Annotated in this window: 16 protein-coding genes; 5 read left to right on the plus strand and 11 right to left on the minus strand. The window is 72.3% G+C overall.

The features are described from left to right. Positions 1 to 16 precede the first annotated feature (16 nt). Together AB0J80_RS20960 and AB0J80_RS20965 are read left to right on the plus strand one after the other, a co-directional pair. A complete protein-coding gene (locus AB0J80_RS20960) occupies positions 17 to 493 on the plus strand; it encodes an NUDIX hydrolase (protein ID WP_364707235.1) in 477 nt (158 codons plus the stop codon). Between the two features lie 155 nt (positions 494 to 648). Next, entirely contained in the window at positions 649 to 1470 is an 822-nt protein-coding gene (locus tag AB0J80_RS20965) for a phosphotransferase (protein ID WP_364707236.1), read from the plus strand. Here the strand turns inward: AB0J80_RS20965 and AB0J80_RS20970 are convergent. Further along, on the minus strand, positions 1467 to 2774 hold the full coding sequence (locus AB0J80_RS20970) for a hypothetical protein (RefSeq protein WP_364707237.1): 1308 nt from the start codon (positions 2772 to 2774) through the stop codon (positions 1467 to 1469). The genes AB0J80_RS20965 and AB0J80_RS20970 overlap by 4 nt on opposite strands. A gap of 420 nt (positions 2775 to 3194) precedes the next feature. Between AB0J80_RS20970 and AB0J80_RS20975 the strand changes: the two genes are divergently transcribed. After that, complete coding sequence (locus AB0J80_RS20975; protein WP_364707240.1) at positions 3195 to 3377, plus strand: hypothetical protein; 183 nt, start codon at positions 3195 to 3197, stop codon at positions 3375 to 3377. Here the strand turns inward: AB0J80_RS20975 and AB0J80_RS20980 are convergent. From AB0J80_RS20980 to AB0J80_RS21010, 7 genes are all read right to left on the minus strand, one after another. Continuing rightward, complete coding sequence (locus AB0J80_RS20980; RefSeq protein WP_364707242.1) at positions 3352 to 3942, minus strand: hypothetical protein; 591 nt, start codon at positions 3940 to 3942, stop codon at positions 3352 to 3354. The two genes, AB0J80_RS20975 and AB0J80_RS20980, sit on opposite strands and share 26 nt — an antisense overlap. 31 nt (positions 3943 to 3973) lie before the next feature. Continuing rightward, entirely contained in the window at positions 3974 to 5185 is a 1212-nt protein-coding gene (locus tag AB0J80_RS20985) for an MFS transporter (protein WP_364707244.1), read from the minus strand. After that, complete coding sequence (locus tag AB0J80_RS20990; RefSeq protein WP_364707247.1) at positions 5182 to 5697, minus strand: helix-turn-helix domain-containing protein; 516 nt, start codon at positions 5695 to 5697, stop codon at positions 5182 to 5184. Before AB0J80_RS20990 ends, AB0J80_RS20985 begins: the two co-directional genes overlap by 4 nt. Before the next feature lie 237 nt (positions 5698 to 5934). Beyond that, positions 5935 to 8256, minus strand: a complete 2322-nt coding sequence (locus tag AB0J80_RS20995) for a hypothetical protein (protein WP_364707249.1) — start codon at positions 8254 to 8256, stop codon at positions 5935 to 5937. Between the two features lie 145 nt (positions 8257 to 8401). Further along, on the minus strand, positions 8402 to 9673 hold the full coding sequence (locus AB0J80_RS21000) for an FAD-binding oxidoreductase (protein WP_364707252.1): 1272 nt from the start codon (positions 9671 to 9673) through the stop codon (positions 8402 to 8404). Beyond that, positions 9658 to 11028 (minus strand): aspartate aminotransferase family protein, encoded by a 1371-nt coding sequence (locus AB0J80_RS21005; protein WP_364707566.1) that lies wholly within the window; start codon positions 11026 to 11028, stop codon positions 9658 to 9660. Before AB0J80_RS21005 ends, AB0J80_RS21000 begins: the two co-directional genes overlap by 16 nt. After that, entirely contained in the window at positions 11025 to 11507 is a 483-nt protein-coding gene (locus AB0J80_RS21010; RefSeq protein WP_364707255.1) for an Lrp/AsnC family transcriptional regulator, read from the minus strand. The genes AB0J80_RS21005 and AB0J80_RS21010 overlap by 4 nt, the downstream gene beginning before the upstream one ends. Before the next feature lie 101 nt (positions 11508 to 11608). On the opposite strand from AB0J80_RS21010, the gene AB0J80_RS21015 reads away from it, so the two are divergent. Next, positions 11609 to 12814: a saccharopine dehydrogenase C-terminal domain-containing protein gene (locus AB0J80_RS21015; protein ID WP_364707258.1), complete on the plus strand. Its 1206-nt coding sequence runs from the start codon at positions 11609 to 11611 to the stop codon at positions 12812 to 12814. Here AB0J80_RS21015 and gabT read toward each other — a convergent pair. The 3 genes from gabT to AB0J80_RS21030 all read right to left on the minus strand — a co-directional run bounded on the left by gabT (position 12800) and on the right by AB0J80_RS21030 (position 16643). Beyond that, positions 12800 to 14077, minus strand: a complete 1278-nt coding sequence (gene gabT, locus AB0J80_RS21020; RefSeq protein WP_364707261.1) for a 4-aminobutyrate--2-oxoglutarate transaminase — start codon at positions 14075 to 14077, stop codon at positions 12800 to 12802. The two genes, AB0J80_RS21015 and gabT, sit on opposite strands and share 15 nt — an antisense overlap. Positions 14078 to 14079: 2 nt before the next feature. Next, positions 14080 to 15516 carry a gamma-aminobutyraldehyde dehydrogenase gene (locus AB0J80_RS21025; protein WP_364707262.1) on the minus strand — a complete coding sequence of 479 codons (1437 nt, stop codon included), beginning with the start codon at positions 15514 to 15516 and terminating at the stop codon, positions 14080 to 14082. Positions 15517 to 15608: 92 nt separating this feature from the next. Further along, entirely contained in the window at positions 15609 to 16643 is a 1035-nt protein-coding gene (locus tag AB0J80_RS21030) for a hypothetical protein (protein ID WP_364707263.1), read from the minus strand. A gap of 198 nt (positions 16644 to 16841) precedes the next feature. Here AB0J80_RS21030 and AB0J80_RS21035 point away from each other — a divergent pair, with 198 nt between their 5' ends. Then, positions 16842 to 19241 (plus strand): PEP/pyruvate-binding domain-containing protein, encoded by a 2400-nt coding sequence (locus AB0J80_RS21035; protein ID WP_364707266.1) that lies wholly within the window; start codon positions 16842 to 16844, stop codon positions 19239 to 19241. Positions 19242 to 19251 lie beyond the last annotated feature (10 nt).

A 19251-nucleotide genomic window follows, 5' to 3' on the forward strand; every position in this document is an offset into this window, starting at 1 on the left:
TGGCTAGCTTGGTGCGGTGACGAATGCCGACTACACCGCGACGTTGCCACGCAAGCGGATGGGGGCCGCGGTCCTGCTCTCCGACGGTCGTGGCCGGGTGCTCCTGGTCGAGCCCACCTACAAGGACTACTGGGAGATCCCAGGCGGTGTGGTGGACGCCGACGAGTCGCCGTACGCCGCGGCCGTCCGCGAGCTTGAGGAGGAGCTGGGGCTGTCGGTGCAGCCGGGCCGGTTGCTGGTGACTGACTGGGTGCCGCCGCGACCGGGCCGCACCGAGGGCTTCATGCTGGTTTTCGACGGCGGCGTCCTCACACCGGAGCACACGGCGCGGATCCGGTTGCCGGCCGAGGAGCTGCGCAGCTGGGCCTGGTGCACCGAGCGGGAGGCCGGCCGGCGGCTCTCCGATCTGCTGGCCCGCCGGATCGCCGCGGCGGTCCGGGCTCGGGCCGAGAACACGACCGTCTACCTCGAGAACGGATTCCTCGTGGCCTGATCCGCTCACGGCAAGCACATGCGCGGCCGCGGACCTTGGCGCGATGGGCTCCGGTCGTTCCGCGTGCGAGGCTTGTCGTCGTGCTTTCGCGATCGATGTCCGCTGACTTCACCGGCGCACGGGCCGTAGAGCTGGCGCAGACAGCCGCCGCAGCGGTGGGGCTCGCGAGCACGCCGGCCGAACTGGTCCGGCTGGGTTCGAACGCGATCGTCCGCCTGCCAGAAGGCGTCATCGGTCGAGTGGGGCGCGACAGCTCCTGGGCGGAGACGTCCGAACGTGAGGTGCGCCTCGCAGCGACGTTGCTCGACGCCGGGGTGCCGTGCGTGCGACCGTGGCGCGTGCCGCAACCCGTCGCCGTCGAGGGCCACCCGGTCACGTTCTGGGCGGAGGTGACTGGCTCTGGTGGGCCGCCGACGATCGGCGAGCTCGGTTCCGTCCTCAGCGTGCTACACCGGGCCGAGATCGAGGTCGACCTGCCCACGCTGGACCCTTGGGGGCACATTCCGGAGCGCGTCGAGCAGGCGCCCATCCAGGAACAGCAGCGACACGCCCTGCGAGAGGTGCTCGACGACCTCCGGGAGCGCTGGGCGTCCGCCCGCTTCGGGCTGGCCGAGGGCGTCATCCACGGTGATGCGCACCTCGGCAACCTGCTGCGGGCCGCCGGCGGCGACACCGTGCTCCTTGATCTGGACTCCGCCTGCATCGGGCCACGCGAGTGGGATCTGGCGCCGACCGGCCTGTACGCGACCTCGCTCGGCTGGATCAGCAGGAAGGAATACCAAGCCTTCGTGTCGGCGTACGGCTTCGACGTGACCGAGGCGCCGACCTTTCCGCTGTTGCGCAGCATGCGTGAGCTTCGCATGACCGCCTGGATCGCAATGCACGCGACCGAGTCCGAGCAGGTCGCCGCCGAGGTGGCACATCGCATCGCCTGCCTGAAAGACCCGGCCCTCCCCCGCCGATGGGCAGCGCGCTAGGCGCGCCGCGCGGTCCGCAACGTCTCGCTGACCTTCGCGGCGAGCGCTCTGGACTCTTCGTCGCCCGCGCTGCGCAGGGCGCGGCCCAGATCGTTCAGGAAGTCCAAGGCTCGGCCGGACCGCAGATCCGCCGTCGCTGCGATGGCCCGGTCAGCGGTCGCGAGCGCTTCCCGTCCGCATCGGGTCCGGACCTCGAGCGTCGCCAGCTTGGTGAGGGAGAACGCCCGCCCACGGAGATCGGCCACATCATGGAGATCGACTGCGCCGCGCAGACGCCGGATCGCGTCGACGTCGCAACCGCCCAACGCCAGCGGGTACAGCGCGTGACCCGTGTCGCCCAGCAGTTGGGCTTCGTCATAGAACCACAGCCAGGGCGGGTCGTCCTCCGGCTTACGCCGGGCGAACAGGGACTCCGCGGCTTCCACCGCTGCCGCTGCCTCCGCAGCTCGTCCCAGCACGCCGTACGCACGGGCCTCCAGCACTCGCAGCATCGCCAGCGTCGTTAGGCTTGCGGATGACTCCCCGGCCCGCGCCAGGGTCGTCAGCAGCAGCGCGGACCTGCCGTCGCCGAGATGAACCGCCTGCCGCACCATGCCTGAGATGACATTCAGCCTGCTCGGCCAGCTGTCGGCCGCCGCGGCGATCTGCAGCGCGATCAAGAATGTCTGCCGGGCGGTGCGATGGTCCCGGGCGTCGACACACATGAAGCCGGCAAGCCGCCCGAGCCGCGCCACCGCGGTCATCCATGCCGTCCGCACGTCGGCTGCGCGGAAGGACGACAGCCGCAAGGTCTCCTGCGCCCACGAAAGCTGCGCCAGCGCGAGCGTCCGCACCACGGTACGACCCCCCGCGGCGTGATCGGCGCGCTCCATCCCATCGATCACCCGGTTCAGGTCCGCCACATCGGCGCGCCCGACCCGAGCGGGCATCCGGGGGGCGCCGAGCCCCGAGGTAAGGGCACCGATCGTGCCGCTGGTCAGTTCGCCGACGGTGGCGGCACTGGCGAGCGCCGGCAGCTGCCGGTCCACGTCGATCGACGCCGGCCGGTGGGTGCCGCCGGACCGACGCGAGTAGAACCCCAGCTCGGCGTCGGCCGTGACCCCCAGGACGGTCCGGAACGCGGACCGGTAAGCGCGTCCGGGCCACGTGATCAGGCCACGTTCGATGCGGCCGACATGGTCGGCATCGATAGGCGGACGTCGCCCGGTCAGTGACGCGATCAGGTCGGCGACGAGCTCCGCCAGCTGGCCCTCGGTCAGCTTCTTCGCCGCCCGCGCCCGCGCGAACCTCTCGTTGCCCGGCAATCCGAACCTCCGATTCCGCCCGGGGCCAGTGTCCACCCTCGACAACTGTGGGGGAATGCGTCCGTGCGCAAAGTGCCGGTTCCGATGCCGGTCAATTCTCCGGGTGATGTGCCGTGGTCACCGACTCGTGTGCGCCGCAGGCTGACGGCATGAAACATCAGCGGCGGCGGTGGCCGTTCCTACGGAATGAATGCACCTGCGGACTGAGGTGGCCCTGTCCTGACTCGTGGGCCTGGCAGGAGGGTGAGCCAGTGCCGGACGGCCAGTCGCGGCATCGGTCGGCGTTGTGGAATGCACCGACCGCCGTAGTGCCGAGCCTCGCTGGACCGCCCGCCGGACACCCCAGTCGGCTGACACCTGGGCAGCTGCACCGCAGCGCATCTCGTGACGCCAGAAGGGCTCGCCATGCTCCGGAATGACTTGATCGTCCTGCTCAGCAGGTACGACAACGACGCGGTGACAGCCGACGTGGCCGGCATCATGATCGACGTCGAGGCCGTCGGCGTAGATCGCGGCAGTATCGTGCTACGCCTCCATGCCGAAGACGTTCGCAGCGTTCTCCGGCGGGCCGCGTCAATCATCGAGTCGGACGCAGAAGATTGAGCACCTCCCGTTGCAGGGGCGGCGGGACCGCCCGATCGGTCATTCCCCGCCGCACGAGGTCGAGGGCGGCGCCGTGGTCGCGCAGGTGATCCGTCAGGGGTCGCCAGCGGTCCGGGCAGTTTCGGACGAGCTCGGAGACCAGCCGCAGCTCCAGCCGGACGGCCGGGACCGCGTGCTGCCCGCACGGCACGACGACGTAGTGGCGCCACGGCCCGGCACCCGCGCATTCCACGACGTCGGTGTCGGCCCGGTATTCGACCGTGCTGAAGCCGACCTTCACCCCTGCCACGACGAAGTGGGCGAAGTACTGGGCCGCGCCGGCCAGCCAGGCCGGCGGGTCGAGGCAGGGAAAGCCCGAAAGGGCCGCGGCGAAGCGATCCACGTCGGCGCGCTGCTTGAGCAGGATGTCTATGTCGCCGGTGGGCAGGTCGACGCCCTGCAGGAGGGCGGCTCCCGTGCCGACGAGCCGGTAGTCGGTCCCGCCACCGACCAGGTCGAGCAGCGTGGTCAGCACGCTGAGCAGCTGGGCGCGGTCGTGCAGCGGCCGGACGGTGTCGGCATCCATGGCGAGATCCTGCCGCGGGGGTGTGACAGTTTCAGCGCGCGACGCTCACCGGTCTGGCGTCCAGCTCCCGCCAGCGGGCGAACAGGAAGGGCGCCGCCGTCACCGCCAGGTAGCCGGCGGCCGCGACCAGAGCTCCGGCTCGTAGTCCGAGGCCTTGCGCGGCCCAGCCGGCGATGAGGCCGCCCAGGGGAATGCCCGCCCAGGCGGCCGCGAGGGCCGCGCCGAGGACTCTGCCCTGCAGGTCGGGCGGGATGCGTTCGTACGCGACGGCCATCAGGATGGGGTTCACGGTGGACAGTAAGGCTCCCGCTCCTGCGGCGGTGAGCAGCAGGATCCAGAGCCGGTCGGTGAGCGCCAGGGCGAACAGCTGGGCCGAGCCGCCGAGCAGGAAGCAGAGCGCGAAGGTGCGGTGGCGCGGCAGTCTCGGTGCCAGCACCGTGTACGCGAGGTTGCCGGCCACGGCGCCCGCTCCGAAGGCCGCGCCGGTCATGCCGAGAGCCGCCGGGCTGTGCAGGACGTCGCGGATCCAGAGGGGAACGAACACCGTGCTGTAAGCCTGGTCGAAGAGGTTCGTCGCGAAGAGCATCGTCACGATGCCGAGGGACAGGCGGTCGCCGCGCAGGTAACGGAAGCCCTCTGCCAGCGCCGCCAGGTACCGCTGATCTGCCGGACCGGGAGGGGTGCCCGGCACGAGGAAGGCCACGAGCAGTGCACTGGCTCCGAAGGTCGCGGCGTCGAACAGCAGGACGTCGGCGGCACCCACGGTGGCGACGAGCAGTCCCGCCAGCGGCAGTCCTGCCAGGGTGGCCGCCCGGCCGATGCCGTCGTACAGGGCGGTGCCCCGCTCGGTGGACATGCCGGAAGCGGCGAGGACGCGCGGGAACAGCGTCCTCTTCCCCGCGTCGCCGAAGCCGCGGAGCGCACCGGCTACCGCGACCAGCACCACGAGCAGGCCGAACGACCGGGCGCCGGAATGCCAGAGGAGGGGTACGGCGCAGACCACCGGCACGCTGGTGAGGTCCGCGGCGACGGCGACCGGACGGGGACCGATGCGGTCGATGAGCGGTCCGCCGAGCAGCCCGGCCAGGACGTACGGGAGCATCTCGGCGAAGCCGGCCACACCGGCGAGGATCGGCGAGTCCGTCGTGGTGAGCACGAGCCACGGAATCGCGACGAACGCGATGCGGCTGCCGAGCATGGACAGCGCCTCGGCGGTCAGGAGGCACGCCAGCGGCCGGTTCACTGCTGCCGCCCGATCCCCTGCGGAAAGACCTGCCATTGGACCGCTACGCGTTCGGTTCCGGGAGGTGCCGGCTGTCCCGGCTCGTCGGCTGGGTAGTCGGAGAGCAATGCCCCGATGCGGCCGAGGAGCTCCCGGGCCTCGGCCGCGGTGAGCCGCAGGGCCGAGTTGCTGATCGTGACCGACTCGTCCCACTCGGACGGGATGCCGGCGGCGGTGGCGAGGAAGTCCTGGACCCGCTGGAAGTCGGCGATGGCGACGGCTCGCAGGTAGCCCTCCGCTTCCTCGGGTGCTTGCCGGGCGACCGCCGCGTCCAGGCTGTTGGCGCCTGTCACCGCTCGCCACCACCGCTCGCGCCCACCCCCGGGTTCGGGGTGCTCGGCGATGAACCCGTGAGTCGCCAGCTGACGCAGGTGGTAGCTGGTCGAGCCGCTCGACTCACCGAGCCGGACGGCGAGCTTCGTCGCCGTCGACGGTCCCTCCTCTCGCAGTACGGCAAGGATTCGCACGCGCATCGGATGAGCAAGACCGCGGAGGGACTGAGCGTCGAGCGCTCCCGTCGGCTCAGAGGGTGACATAACGCAAAGCTATCTTTGCAAAGCCTTCTTTGCAAGGTGGGCGGCGTGCGGCACAGCCGCTCAGGCGTCCTAGGAGGCTGGGTTACCGGTTGTCGGAGCGGAGTCGCAGGCAGTGGCGCGGGTCGGGCCCGGCTTCCAGAACGGAAGCCGGGCCCGAGCTGCGACGATCGTGCGTCAGGAGACGACGCGGGTGACCGACGGCGAGTTGTCGCCGGTCTCGGCACGGTACGACACCAGGTCGTAGCGGCCCGCCATGCCCGCCGGGTCCACCCACTGCTCGGTGACCGCGCCGGTGACCAGGCCCATGCGGTCGATCAGGTGGGTCTCGCCAGGGGTGGCGCCCTCGACCATGAGGAACGCCTGGACGGTGACCGCACCGGCCGGGGCGGCGGCCGAGTAGGAGCTGGTCACCCAGCCGGTGGCCGGGTCGACGGTGGCAGAGTTGCCGCTGGCGAGGCGGGTGACCTTGCCCGTCGCGTCGGTGTACGCCAGGCCGGCGCGGACCCGGCGGCTGACGGTGCCCGCCTGGAACGAGGCGACCGAGGTGTACGTGGTGCCCGCGGTGACCGGGACCTTGGGGCCGTAGGTGCTGATCTGGCCGCTGCCGGTGGCCGTCAGCTTGAGCGACGCCCCGCCGATGGCGCCGGCGGTGTCCGTACGGGAGAGCGAGACGGACGTGCCGGGGGTCCAGCCCGCCGTGCCCGCGGCGGCGTTCTCGAGGCTCGCGTCGTCGGCGCTGAGCAGGTTGGCCGGGATCTCGGCGCTGCCCACGGGCAGGTCGGCGACGAGGGCGCCGTCATGGTAGACGCGGTAGCCGGCGATCGGGTTGGTCGTCGCGTACGACTCGCTCCAGGTGAGGCCGGACGTGGTGGCGGTGACGTTCGCCGGGGCCTCCGGGGCGAGGGTGCCGTAGCGGACCGGCGAAGCGATGATGCCCGTGGTGGTGTTGGTCTCGCCGGCGGGGCCGGTGAGAACCGTGCCGGTCGGGGTCGAGGTGCCCTTGCGGGCGCCGATCTGGACGCCGTACCACGTGGTCGGGCGGGCCTGGTCGTCGACGATCTCGTTGCCGTAGATCTGGTCGCCGGTGCCGGCGGACACGCCGATGCCCGCGGTCTCGAAGTAACCGACGCCGGTGTTGTAGGTGGTGGAGCCGGCGTAGCCCGAGTTGACGACCCGGTTGCCCACGATGGTGTCCGGGTTCTTCTTCACGGCGGCATTGCCGTAGACCAGGATGCCGCTCTCCCGCGAACGCTCGATGAGGTTGTCGCGGACGACGTTGTTGCCGCCGAGGCGTACGTAGTGGTCGACCGAGTCCGCCGCGCTCTGCAGCATCTGGTCGTCGGCGGTGCCACCGGTGTTGTCGGTGTCGAGGTAGTCCTCGTAGCCGATGGCCACGCCGGCGGTGGCGGAGTCCATGATGTGGTTGTTCGCGACCAGGATGTCGCGGGGCTGGTTGACGTCCTTGTTCGGGTACACGTGCGAGTAGCGCGCGTTGGACTGCAGGACGATGTGCGAGCCCTCGAGGACGTTGCCGGTCACGGTGCCGCCCATGACGCCCTCGAAGTAGAGGTTGCCGTACTCGGTGACCTTGCGGGCCGCCGCGACGGTCTTGTTGGTGTGGACGATGTTGTTGCGCACCGTCGTGTTGAGGGCGTTGGTGAAGTCGAAGAAGTTGCCGCGCGCGGTGACGTCGTACTGGTTGTTCTCGATGACGGTGCCGTCGTTGAGGCCGCCGCCGCCGATGTTGTCCTCGCCGTCGGACTCGGCGCCGCCCCAGTTGTCGAAGCGGTTGTCGACGATGCGGGCGTCCTTGGTGCCGGACACCCAGAGCTTGAAGTACTCGAAGTTGGTGAAGCGGACCTGGCGGACCGTCCAGCGGTCGCCGACCTTGATGCCGCCGCCGGTGTTGCCGGTGGCGCCGGTCGGGGCGAGGAAGTCGCAGGGGTCGCCCGGACGGCCCGGCAGGGCGGACGGTGTGGGGGCGCCGGCGCCGGTGCGGCAGTTGCCGTTGACGGTGAGGTCGGAAACCAGGTTCGTGCTGCCGTCCTGCTTGGCGTCGCTGGGCAGGACCAGGAAGCTGTAGCTGAAGTTCTTCCAGTTGACGGTCGGGTCCATCAGCAGCGTGGTGGCCGCGATGCCGGCGCCGCGCAGGTTGACGTTCGGGGGCAGCTTCAGGCCCTTGGTGAGCCGGTACGTGCCGCTGCGCAGCAGCACGGTCGCGGTGCTGGTCGGGGTGGTCCGCCCCGCCGCCGTGGTGATGGCGGCATTGATGACCGCGTAGTCGTCGAGCGTGCCGCCGCGCGGGGCCGCGACGAGGATGCAGGTGGGGTCCGTGCACTCGGCCGCGGTCAGCGGCGCCGGGCTCACGGTGGCGGCCAGCGCGTACGCCGGGGCGGGCTCGGCGGCCGAGGCCGGGCCGGTCACGCTGATCAGCGCCGCCGGCACGGTGAGAGCGATCGCCGCTGCGGTGCGGCGACCGGTCGGGGTGGAACGCATCGGTTCTCCGGGGGGGTCGGGGAAAGGGGAGCGAATCGGGTGCAACCGTACGATCCCGGTCCCGGTGGAGTCCTCGGCCGAAGAGGGGAGGGAATTGTGTCCGATCAGCGTTTTACGCGGGGAAACGCGAACCTTGTGACATGAATCATCGCCGTTCCCAGGCGTCGCGCAGCGCCGTGGCCCGCAGCGCGGCGTTGATGCCCAGCCAGCGCAGCGGCTCGGGTTCCCAGAGGCGCGACCGGTGGCCCACCCACGGCAGCGTGGTGCGCTCGGTGAGATCGCCCAGGATCAGGTCGGCGAGCGTACGCCCGGCCAGATGCGCCGCCGCCACCCCGTCACCGACGTAGCCGCCCGCCCACCCGATGCCCTCGTGAACCCCCACCGACGGCATCCAGTCGCGCGGGACGCCGAGCGGACCGCCCCAGCGCGCGACGATCGGCGGGTCGATGCCGAACATCTCGGTGAGCGTGGCGCGCAGGGCTTCGAACACCGCCGGCATCCGGTCGTACGCGGGCCGCACCCGCGAACCGAAGTGGTACGGCGCCCCGCGGCCCCCGAAGGCGAGGCGGTCGTCGGCGGTGCGCTGGCCGTACACGATGAGGTGCCGTTCGTCGCTGAAGGTCTCGCGCCGCGCCAGGCCGATCCGCTCCCAGGTCGCGGCGTCGAGCGGGGCGGTCGCGATCATCAGTGAGTAGACCGGCGCGAGGGCACGGCGGTGCCCGGGCAGCGTGGCGGTGTAGCCCTCGAGCGCCCGGACGATCATCGGGGCCCGGACGGCGCCCCGGGTCGTCTCCACGCAGCCGCGCCGCAGCCGGAGCACGGGGGTGTCCTCGTGGATCGTGACGCCGCGTCGCTCGACGGCCTCGGCGAGCCCGCGGACCAGCCGGGCGGGGTGCAGGGCGGCGCAGTCCGGGCTGTACGTGCCACCGAGCACCCCGGTGGCCCCGCAGATCTTGGCGGCGGTGTCCGCGTCGACGAAGTCCGGGGACTCCTGCAGGCGCTGCAACTGGGCCCGGGAGCGGGCCAGCGTCACCCTTCCGCCCTTGGCGTAGTGGCAGTCGATGCCCTCGGCCGCCGCGACCCGGCCGACCTCGTCGACGGTCTCCGCCAGATGCCGGTACAGGGCCTCGGCACGGTCCGCGCCGTAGCGGCGGGCGAGCTTCGCGTACGGGACCGGGAACAGGCCGGAGCACCACCCGCCGTTGCGGCCGGAGGCGCCGAACCCGCAGTGCTCGGCCTCCAGCACGACGATGCGCAGATGCGGCGCGGCGACGGCGAGGTAGTACGCGGTCCACAGCCCGGTGTAGCCCCCGCCCACGACCACCACGTCGGCGGTGGTGTCGCCGGACAGCGGCCGGCGGCGGGTGAGCGGGCCGAGCGAGTCGAGCCAGAAGGAGGGGCTCAGAGCCGGGTCCATGCCTCGCTCAGCACCGTCCGCAGGATCTGCTCCATCTCGGCGAAGTGCGACTCCTCGCAGATCAGCGGCGGGGCGAGCTGCACCACCGGGTCGCCGCGGTCGTCGGCGCGGCAGTAGAGCCCGGCGTCGAACAGCGCCTGCGACAGGAAGCCGCGCAGCAGCCGGTCGGACTCGGCCTCGTCGAAGGTGGCCTTGGTGTCCTTGTCCTTGACCAGCTCGATGCCGAAGAAGTAGCCGTCGCCGCGCACGTCGCCGACGATGGGCAGGTCGCGCAGCCGCTCGAGGTACGAGCGGAACAGCCCGGTCTGCGCGCGGACGTGACCGTTGAGGTCCTCGCGCTCGAAGATGTCCAGGTTGGTCAGGGCGACCGCGGAGGCGACCGGGTGCCCGCCGAAGGTGATGCCGTGCGCGAAGGAGGCGTTGCCGGTGAGGAAGGGCTCGACCAGCCGCTCGGAGGCGATCATCGCGCCCAGCGGGACGTAGCCGGAGGTGAGCCCCTTGGCGCAGGTGATGATGTCCGGCGTGTAGCCGTAGCGCTGGGAGCCGAAGTACTCCCCCAGCCGGCCGAACGCGCAGATCACCTCGTCGGAGACCAGCAGCACGTCGTAGCGGTCGCAGATCTCGCGGACCCGGGCGAAGTAGCCGGGTGGCGGCGGGAAGCATCCGCCGGCGTTCTGCACCGGTTCCAGGTAGACGCAGGCGACCGTGTCGGGGCCCTCGAACTCGATGGCCTCGGCGATGCGGTCGGCGGCCCAGATCCCGAACTGCTCCTCGGTCATGGACTCGTCGGGGCGGCGGTAGTAGTTGGTGTTCGGTACCCGGACCGTGCTCGGGACCAGCGGCTCGTACTGCTGCTTGAGCAGCGGCAGGCCGGTGATGGACAGGGCGCCCATGGTGGTGCCGTGGTAGGCCACGTACCGGGAGATCGCCTTGGTCTTCATCGGCTTGCCGGCCAGCTTGAAGTAGCTGCGGGCCAGCTTCCAGGCGCTCTCCACGGCCTCCGAGCCACCGGTGGTGAAGAAGACGCGGTTGAGCTCGCCGGGCGCCAGCGCCGCGAGCCGCTCGGCCAGCTCCACCGCCGTGGGGTGCGCATAGGACCAGACCGGGAAGTAGGCCAGTTCGGCCGCCTGCTTGGCGGCGGCCTCGGCGAGCTCGGTGCGGCCGTGCCCGGCCTGCACCACGAAGAGCCCGGAGAGCCCGTCCAGGTAGCGTCTGCCGTGCTGGTCGAAGATGTACGGACCGGAGCCGCGCACGATGACCGGCACCTCGCCGGCGTCCGCCCCGGTGTACGCCGACAGCCGGGTGAAGTGCATCCAGAGGTGGTCACGGGCAGCGGCTGCCAGGTCCTGGCTCATCTCGTCCCCCACGCGTAGGTCTGTTTCGCGAGCTTCAGGTACATGAACGTCTCCGTCGCGGAGACGCCCTCGATCGCCCGGATCTTGTCGTTGAGCAGCTCCAGCAGGTGCTCGTCGTCGGTGCAGACCAGCTCGACGAGCATGTCGTAGCCGCCGGCGCAGATCACCACGTAGTCGACCTCCGGGATGGCCGCGATCTCGTCGGCGACGCGGCGCATGTCCCCGAGCACCTTCACGCCGACCATGGCCTGGCGGGCGAAGCCCAGCGTGAGCGGGTCGGTGACGGCGACGATCTGCATCAGTCCGTGGTCGAGGAGGCGCTGCACGCGCTGGCGTACGGCGGCCTCCGAGAGCCCGATGGTCTTGGCGAGCGTCGCGTAGGACATCCGTCCGTCGCGCTGCAGGTGCTCGATGATCTGCTTGTTGATGCTGTCCAGGGCCTGGTCCGTCACGCGCCGATTATCCCCTCCCGGATTCATGTACATACGTTTATCGCAGCTTCGAGCGCTCTTGACAAGTGTTTCCGTGGCCACGACGCTCTGCGGACAAGGTTTCAGTTGGCGAAAGGCGCGTCTCCCCCATGCGCATCCTTCTGCTCGGAGCCGGCGGCGTGGGCGGCGCGGCCACCGGCATCGCCGCCCGGCGCGACTTCTACGACCGGATCGTGGTCGCCGACTACGATCTCGCCCGCGCGCAGCGCGCGGTCGCGTCCCTTTCGGACTCCCGCTTCACCGCCGCCCGGGTGGACGCCTCGTCCGCGGACGCGGTGGCGGCGCTGTGCCGCGAGCACGCGATCACCCATGTCCTGAACGCCGTCGACCCCCGGTTCGTCATGCCGGTCTTCGAGGGTGCCTTCGCCGCCGGCGCCGACTACCTCGACATGGCCATGTCGCTGTCGCGCCCGCACCCGCAGCAGCCGTACGAGCGGACCGGGGTGAAGCTCGGTGACGAGCAGTTCGCCGCGGCCGGGCGCTGGCAGGCCGCGGGCCGGCTCGCGCTGGTCGGCATGGGTGTCGAGCCGGGGCTTTCCGACGTCTTCGCCCGGTACGCCGCCGATCATCTCTTCTCGCGCATCGACGAGATCGGCGTGCGCGACGGCGGCAACATCGTCGTCGAGGGCTACGAGTTCGCGCCGTCGTTCTCGGTGTGGACGACGATCGAGGAATGCCTCAACCCGCCGGTCGTCTACGAGCGCGGCCGGGGCTGGTTCACCACCGAGCCGCTGTCCGAGCCGGAGACGTTCGACTTCCCCGGCGGCATCGGGCCGGTGGAGTGCGTCCACGTCGAGCACGAGGAGGTGCTGCTCATCCCCCGCTGGATCGACGCCGGCCGGGTCACCTTCAAGTACGGGCTCGGCAAGGAGTTCATCGACGTGCTGAAGACCCTGCACAAGCTCGGCCTGGACCGGACCCGGCCGGTGCGCGTGGGCGGCGTGAGCGTGTCGCCGCGGGACGTGGTAGCGGCGGTGCTGCCGGACCCGTCCACGCTGGGCGAGCGGATGACCGGCGCCACCTGCGCGGGCACGCTGGTGACCGGCCTCGACAAGCAAGGCGCGCCGAGCACCGTGTACCTCTACCACGTCGTCGACAACCAGTGGTCCATGCGCGAGTACGGTTCCCAGGCGGTGGTCTGGCAGACGGCGGTCAACCCGGTGGTCGCGCTGGAGCTGCTCGCCGCCGGCACGTGGTCGGGCACCGGCGTCCTCGGCCCGGAGGCCTTCGACGCCGTGCCGTTCCTGGAGTTGCTCACCGCGTACGGCTCGCCCTGGGCGCTACGCACCCAGTAGGGCGGTCCGCAGGAGCTCCAGGCCGCGGTCCACCTCCGGCTCGCCGATCACCAGCGGTGGCAGGAGACGCATGACGTTGCCGTACGTCCCGCAGGTGAGCACCAGCAGCCCGGCGTCGTGGCACGCCCGGGCGACCATCGCCGTACGGGCCGCGTCGGGTTCCACGCCGCCCGGCTTGACGAGCTCGATCGCCAGCATGGCGCCGCGGCCGCGCGCCTCGGCGATGCCCGGGTCGCGGTCCGCCAGCTCCCGCAGGGCGGGCAGCAGGCGGGCCTCGAGCGCGCGCGCCGCGGCGGCCAGGTCCAGCTCCCGCATCGTCTCGATGGCGGCGAGGGCGGCGGCGCACGCGACCGGGTTGCCACCGTACGTGCCACCGAGGCCGCCCGCGTGCACGGCGTCCATCAGCTCCGCACGACCCACCACGCCGGCGATGGGCAATCCGCCGCCCATGCCCTTCGCCGTCGTCACGAGGTCGGGCTCGACACCCTCGTGCTCGCTGGCGAACCAGGCGCCCGTACGGCAGAAGCCGGTCTGGATCTCGTCGGCGACGAACACCGCACCCGAGCCCCGCGCCCAGGCGGCGATCGCGGGCAGGAAGCCGGGCGCCGGGACGACGAAGCCGCCCTCGCCCTGGATGGGCTCGATGAGCACCGCGGCGACGTTGGCGCCGCCGACCTGCTTCTCGACGACGTCGATCGCCCGGATGGCGGCGTCCGGCCCGGACAGCCCGCCGTCGCGCAACGGGTACGACATCGGGACCCGGTAGACCTCCGGGGCGAACGGCCCGAACCGGTGCTTGTACGGCATCACCTTGGCGGTCAGCGCCATCGTGAGGTTCGTCCGGCCGTGGTACGCGTGGTCGAACACCACGACGGCCGGGCGCCCCGTGGCGTGCCGGGCGATCTTGACCGCGTTCTCGACCGCCTCGGCCCCCGAGTTGAACAGCGCCGCCCGCTTGTCGAACCCCCCGGGAGTCAGCGCGATCAGCCTCTCGCAGAGCGCCACGTACGACTCGTACGGCGCGACCATGAAGCAGGTGTGGGTGAAGCGCTCGACCTGCTCCCGGACCGCCGCCACGACCGCGGGCGCGCTGTTGCCGACGCTCGTCACCGCGATGCCGGACGCGAAGTCGATCCACTCCCGGCCGTCGACGTCGCGGACCGTCCCGCCGCTCGCGCTCTCCACATAGGAGGTCACCACGGAGCCCACGCCCCGCGCCACGGCCGCCGTACGCCGCTTGTGCAGCTCCTCGGACGACGGCACGGCTACTCCCCCGTGTAGTGCATGACGTGCTTGATGCGGGTGTAGTCCTCCAGCCCGTACACGGAGAGGTCCTTGCCGTGACCGGAGTGCTTGAACCCGCCGTGCGGCATCTCCGCGACCAGCGGGATGTGGCAGTTGACCCAGACACACCCGAAGTCCAGCCGCCGGGTCATCCGCATGGCGCGCCCGTGGTCGCGGGTCCAGACGGAGGACGCCAGGCCGTACTCGACGCCGTTGGCCCAGCGCACCGCCTCGTCCTCGTCGGTGAAGCGCTGCACGGTGATGACCGGGCCGAAGACCTCGTCCTGGACGATCTCGTCGGTCTGGCGCAGGCCGGAGACGACGGTCGGGGTGTAGAAGTAGCCGCGGTCGCCCTGCCGCACCCCGCCCGCCTCGACCGTGGCGTGGTCCGGCAGCCGGTCCAGGAAGCCGCTGACCCGCTCGAGCTGGCGGGCGTTGTTCAGCGGGCCGTAGAGGACCTCCTCGTCGTCGGGGGCGCCGGTCCGGGTCCCGCGCGCCTGCTCGGTCAACGCGGCGACGAAGTCCTGGTAGACGCCCGGGGCGGCCAGGACCCGGGTGGCGGCCGTGCAGTCCTGGCCGGCGTTGAAGTAGCCGGCCTCGGCGATCGCGGCCGAGGCGGCCTCGACGTCGGCGTCGTCGAAGACCACGACCGGAGCCTTGCCGCCGAGCTCCAGGTGGGTGCGCTTGAGGTCGGTGGCGGCGGAACCGGCGACCTCCATGCCGGCGCGGACGGACCCGGTGATGGAGACCATCCGCGGCACCGGATGGCCGACGAGCTCCCGGCCGGTGTCCCGGTCGCCGGTGACCACGTTGAACACGCCCGGCGGCAGGAACTCGGCGGCGAGCTCGGCCAGTAGCACGGTGGTGACCGGGGTGGTGTCGGAGGGCTTGAGCACGACCGTGTTGCCCGCGGCCAGCGCCGGGGCGATCTTCCACACCGCCATCATGAGCGGGTAGTTCCACGGGGTGACCTGGGCACAGACGCCGACCGGCTCGCGGCGCACGTAGCTCTCGTAACCGGCCAGGTACTGCCCCGCGGAGCGGCCCTCGAGCAGCCGCGCGGCGCCGGCGAAGAACCGGATCTGGTCGACGGCGGGCGGCAGCTCCTCGCTCGCGCTGAGCCCGAGCGGCTTGCCGGTGTTGCGCGACTCGGCGGCGACCAGCTCGTCGGCGCGGGCCTCGACGGCGTCCGCAAGCCGGAGCAGGGCGCGCTGGCGCTCGGCGGGCGTGGTGTCGCGCCAGCCCTCGAAGGCGTCGGCGGCGGCCCGCACCGCCCGGTCGACGTCCTCCTTGCCGGAGACCGGTGCGCTGGCGAACACCTCGCCGGTCGAGGGGTCGACGAGGTCGGAGAAACGGCCTTCGGCGGGAGCGGCCGGAGCCCCGGCGATGAAGTTGTGCAGCACGGTCTTGGCGGTCATCCGGCCTCCAACGATGCGGTATCAGGACTCGCAGCCTCATCCTTCCACCGAATCCGCAGCAGACAAGCCCCTGAAACCGCCGGTTCCGTCGATCAGCCGGGCAGGACCGCGCCGTGCAGCCGGGGGAACCCGAGCTTGCGGACGTCCGGTCGCAGCAGGTCGCGTGTGGACACGACGATGACCGCGCCCGCGCTCGGTTCGTAGAACGACGCCGCATCCCCGTCCTGCCCCAGCAGCAGCACATAGTGGCGTGGGATCAGATCCCCGAGCAGCACCGGTACGGGGTAACCGAGCGCGGCCGCCGCCAGGGCCCGGCGCAGCACCGTCCCGGCGAGCGCCGGCACGAGGGGCACCGCCGAGACCCAGCGGTACCGTGCGCCGAGGCCGGCCGGGTCCCGGCTGAGCAGGGCGCTGACCCCCCACGGGGGCGTACCCAGGGACTGTGGCCACAGGGTGTCCGTCCGGTCGTGCACCCGCTGCTGCTCGGCCCGCAGGCGGCGAGCGAAGCTTTCGTCGCTCTCCTCCGGCGAGTCCGGCCGGCCGCCGGTCGTCAGCGCCCAGGCGTAGAGCGGGTCCAGCACCGCCTTCGCGGCGACGATGGCCGCGGACCCGCAGGTCGTGCCGTCGAACTGGCGCATCCGGGTGCTCAGGAACCGCACCGGGCCGGGGCTGGCCGGGTCCAGCGGCGCCAAGCGGCGGGCCAGCCAGCCGGCGTCGCGCCCGGCCACGACCGCCCCGAAGGCGACCAGCTCCGCCACCGGATGGCCCGCGGCGAAGGCCTGCGCCAGATAGCGCTGCGCCGCGGGCGCGGCCCCGGCGAGCGTGCGGTCCAACCGCGACATCTCGGCGGACGGCAGCAGGGCACGCAGCGCGACCGCCCGGGCAAGCTGTGCGGAACTGAGGGTGTGCGGTCGCTGCGCGATGGCGCCCAGCGGTCCGGCTCCGCGGGCCGCCGCGATCAGGTCCTCCGCCGGCGGCAGGGCCGCTGGCGGGGCCGTGAAGGATGCCGAGGCCCCGGTCAACGCCGTGGCGAGGAGAAGGAGAAGCGCTGCGGTGTGCCGCTGGGCCACGGCCGCGGTACGACCGGCCGCCTTCCGGCGGGGACGGGTCTGCTCGAGGACTCGCACGTCGGCTCCTCCGTGGGCAGGAGGGGCGGCGGGTCCGCGCTGAGCGCCGAAAGGTGCTGTAAGTCTACCGCCGCGACCATTGATGGGGAACGGCGTGTTTGTGCGGAATCGGCGCCCCCAACGCAGGGCATTGCCGTGGCACTGCCGACGCCGTACGGTGTTATGCAATGCAGTTGTATTGCAAACGGGAGGCCTCAGATGCGGGTGGTGGCGCTGTCCGAGACGTCCGCGGCGATGGCCGAGCTGGTCGGCGGGAAGGCTGCCCGGCTCGGCGAGCTGATCCGGCTCGGCGAGCGGGTGCCATCCGGCTTCTGCGTCACGACCGAGGCGTACCGGTCGGGGGTGGTGCCGGAGGCCGAGATCGCCGAGGCCTACGCACGGCTCGGCGGCGGGCCCGTGGCCGTACGGTCGAGTGCGACCACGGAGGACCTGCCGGACGCCAGCTTCGCGGGCCAGCACGACACCGTCCTCGGCGTCGACGGGACGCAGGAGCTGATCGCGGCCGTCCGCACGTGCTGGGACTCCCTGCACGGCGCCCGCGCCGTCGCCTATCGCGACGCGCACGACATCGGCCACGCCGGCGTCCGCATGGCCGTCGTCGTGCAGCGCATGGTCGACCCCGAGGCCGCCGGAGTGCTGTTCACCGCCAACGTGCTCACCGGCTGCCGCGCCGAGATGCTGGTCGACGCCGCACCCGGGCTCGGCACGGCGGTCGTCGACGGGGCGGTGGCCGTGGACCACTACGTCCTGGACGGTTCCGTCCCGGACGTCGGCGGCTGTCTCACCTCCTCGCAGCTCGCCGAGCTGCGGCGGGTGGGCGAACGGCTGCAGGACCACTTCGGCGGCCCTCAGGACGTGGAGTGGGCCGTCGACGGCGACGGCATCTGGCTGCTCCAGTCGCGCCCGATCACCACGCTCTTCCCGATGCCCCCGGCGACCGGGAAGCCGCTCCCCCGGGTGTACGTCGAGTTCGGCACCGTCCAGGGAATGCTGCGGCCGGTCACCCCGATGGGCATGGCCACCCTCCGGTCCCAGATCGAGGCGATGCTCGCGTCGCTGGGGGTCCGCGCCGAGGTCGTCGACATCGGCGGGCGCCTGTACGGCGACCTCACCGACCTCGCCCGCAGCCGGACGGCCCGCAAACGGCTGGTCAAGCTGCTCGCCGTCGACTTCGGCCCGCGTGCCCAGGCGGCGATGGAGCACGTGCTCGCCGATCCCCGGTTCGCTCCCGGCCCGACGGCGAAGACGGGCGCACGGCCGGGCGCGCCGGGGACCGCCGCCCGGGCCGTCGCGGGCATCGTGCGGGCGCTGGCGCGTCCCGACAAGGCTCGGGCGCGGCTGTGGCGGGCCGTCGACCGGTTGCGCGAGGCTTCCGCCGTACCCGATGGGCCGAGGACCGCCGCCGACCGGCTGGCGTTCGCCGAGGCGCGGGATGCGGCGGACGGCCCGGACGACATCGCCTGGCCCATCGTGGCCGGCATGCTCGCCGCGACCCTGCCCGCTCATCTGCTGCGCGGCGTCGCCACGCCGGACGAGATCCACACCGTGCTCGGCGGCATGCCGCACAACGTCACCATCGAGATGGACCTGGCGCTGTGGCGGGTCGCCCAGCGTGCCGCCGCCCACCGTGACCTGTTCCTCGGCACGGCGCCGCAGGAACTGGCCGCCCGCTACCTCCGCGGCTCGCTGCCGGACGTCGGCCTGGACACCTTCCTGCGCGCGTACGGCCACCGCGGCGTCGCCGAGGTCGACCTGGGCGTGCCGCGCTGGGCGGAGGACCCCGCGCCGGTCCTCGCGATGGTCGCGAACCACCTGCGCCTCACCGACCCGGACCAGGCCCCGGACCGGCGGTTCGCCGCGGCCGCCGCCACCGCCGAGGCCACACTGCGCGACATCGCCCGGCGGGCCCGCCGCCGCCCGGTGCGCGGCCGGATCGCGGTCTTCCTGCTGCGCCGGGCCCGGGCGCTGGCCGGCCTGCGCGAGGCCGGGAAGTTCGCCGGCCTGTACCGGCTGCGGTCGGTACGCGACCAGCTGCTGCTCATCGGCGCCGAGCTGACCGCGGCCGGGCGCCTCGAGCAGGCGGACGACATCATGTTCCTGACCCTCGACGAGGTCCGTGCCGCGCTGCCCGGCGACACCGGCCTGCACGCCGTCGTCGCCCGGCGCAGGGCGGAGCACCGGCGGGAGCTGCGCCGCCGGACCGTACCGGTCGCCCTGCTCTCCGACGGTACGGACGTCGAGGCGCTGCTGCCCGCCCCGCCCGCCACCGACGGGGTGCTGACCGGAGTCGGCGCCGCCGCCGGGCGGGCCACCGGGCCGGCGCGGGTGGTCACCGACCCGGCCACCGCCCGCATCGAACCGGGCGAGATCCTCGTCGCCGCGACCACCGACCCGGGCTGGACACCGCTGTTCCTCACCGCGGGCGCCCTGGTCACCGAGACCGGGGCGGTCATGGCCCACGGCCCCACGGTGGCCCGCGAGTACGGCATCCCGGCCGTGATCAGCGTGCCGGGCGCGACCCGCGCGATCACCACCGGGCAGGTCGTGACCGTCGACGGCGCGGCGGGCACGGTCACGGTGGGCACGCCCGCGCTGTGAAACGATCGCG

The organism is Actinoplanes sp. NPDC049548, from assembly GCF_040676695.1.
Taxonomy (GTDB): Bacteria; Actinomycetota; Actinomycetes; order Mycobacteriales; family Micromonosporaceae; genus Actinoplanes.

Bases quoted from the DNA above. Each gene is read 5' to 3' on its own strand.
- AB0J80_RS20980 (WP_364707242.1), bottom strand. From the start codon at position 3,942: ATGGATGCCGACACCGTCCGGCCGCTGCACGACCGCGCCCAGCTGCTC.
- AB0J80_RS20990 (WP_364707247.1), bottom strand. From the start codon at position 5,697: ATGCGCGTGCGAATCCTTGCCGTACTGCGAGAGGAGGGACCGTCGACG.
- AB0J80_RS20995 (WP_364707249.1), bottom strand. From the start codon at position 8,256: ATGCGTTCCACCCCGACCGGTCGCCGCACCGCAGCGGCGATCGCTCTC.
- AB0J80_RS21000 (WP_364707252.1), bottom strand. From the start codon at position 9,673: ATGGACCCGGCTCTGAGCCCCTCCTTCTGGCTCGACTCGCTCGGCCCG.
- AB0J80_RS21005 (WP_364707566.1), bottom strand. From the start codon at position 11,028: ATGAGCCAGGACCTGGCAGCCGCTGCCCGTGACCACCTCTGGATGCAC.
- AB0J80_RS21010 (WP_364707255.1), bottom strand. From the start codon at position 11,507: ATGAATCCGGGAGGGGATAATCGGCGCGTGACGGACCAGGCCCTGGAC.
- AB0J80_RS21015 (WP_364707258.1), top strand. From the start codon at position 11,609: ATGCGCATCCTTCTGCTCGGAGCCGGCGGCGTGGGCGGCGCGGCCACC.
- AB0J80_RS21025 (WP_364707262.1), bottom strand. From the start codon at position 15,516: ATGACCGCCAAGACCGTGCTGCACAACTTCATCGCCGGGGCTCCGGCC.
- AB0J80_RS21035 (WP_364707266.1), top strand. From the start codon at position 16,842: ATGCGGGTGGTGGCGCTGTCCGAGACGTCCGCGGCGATGGCCGAGCTG.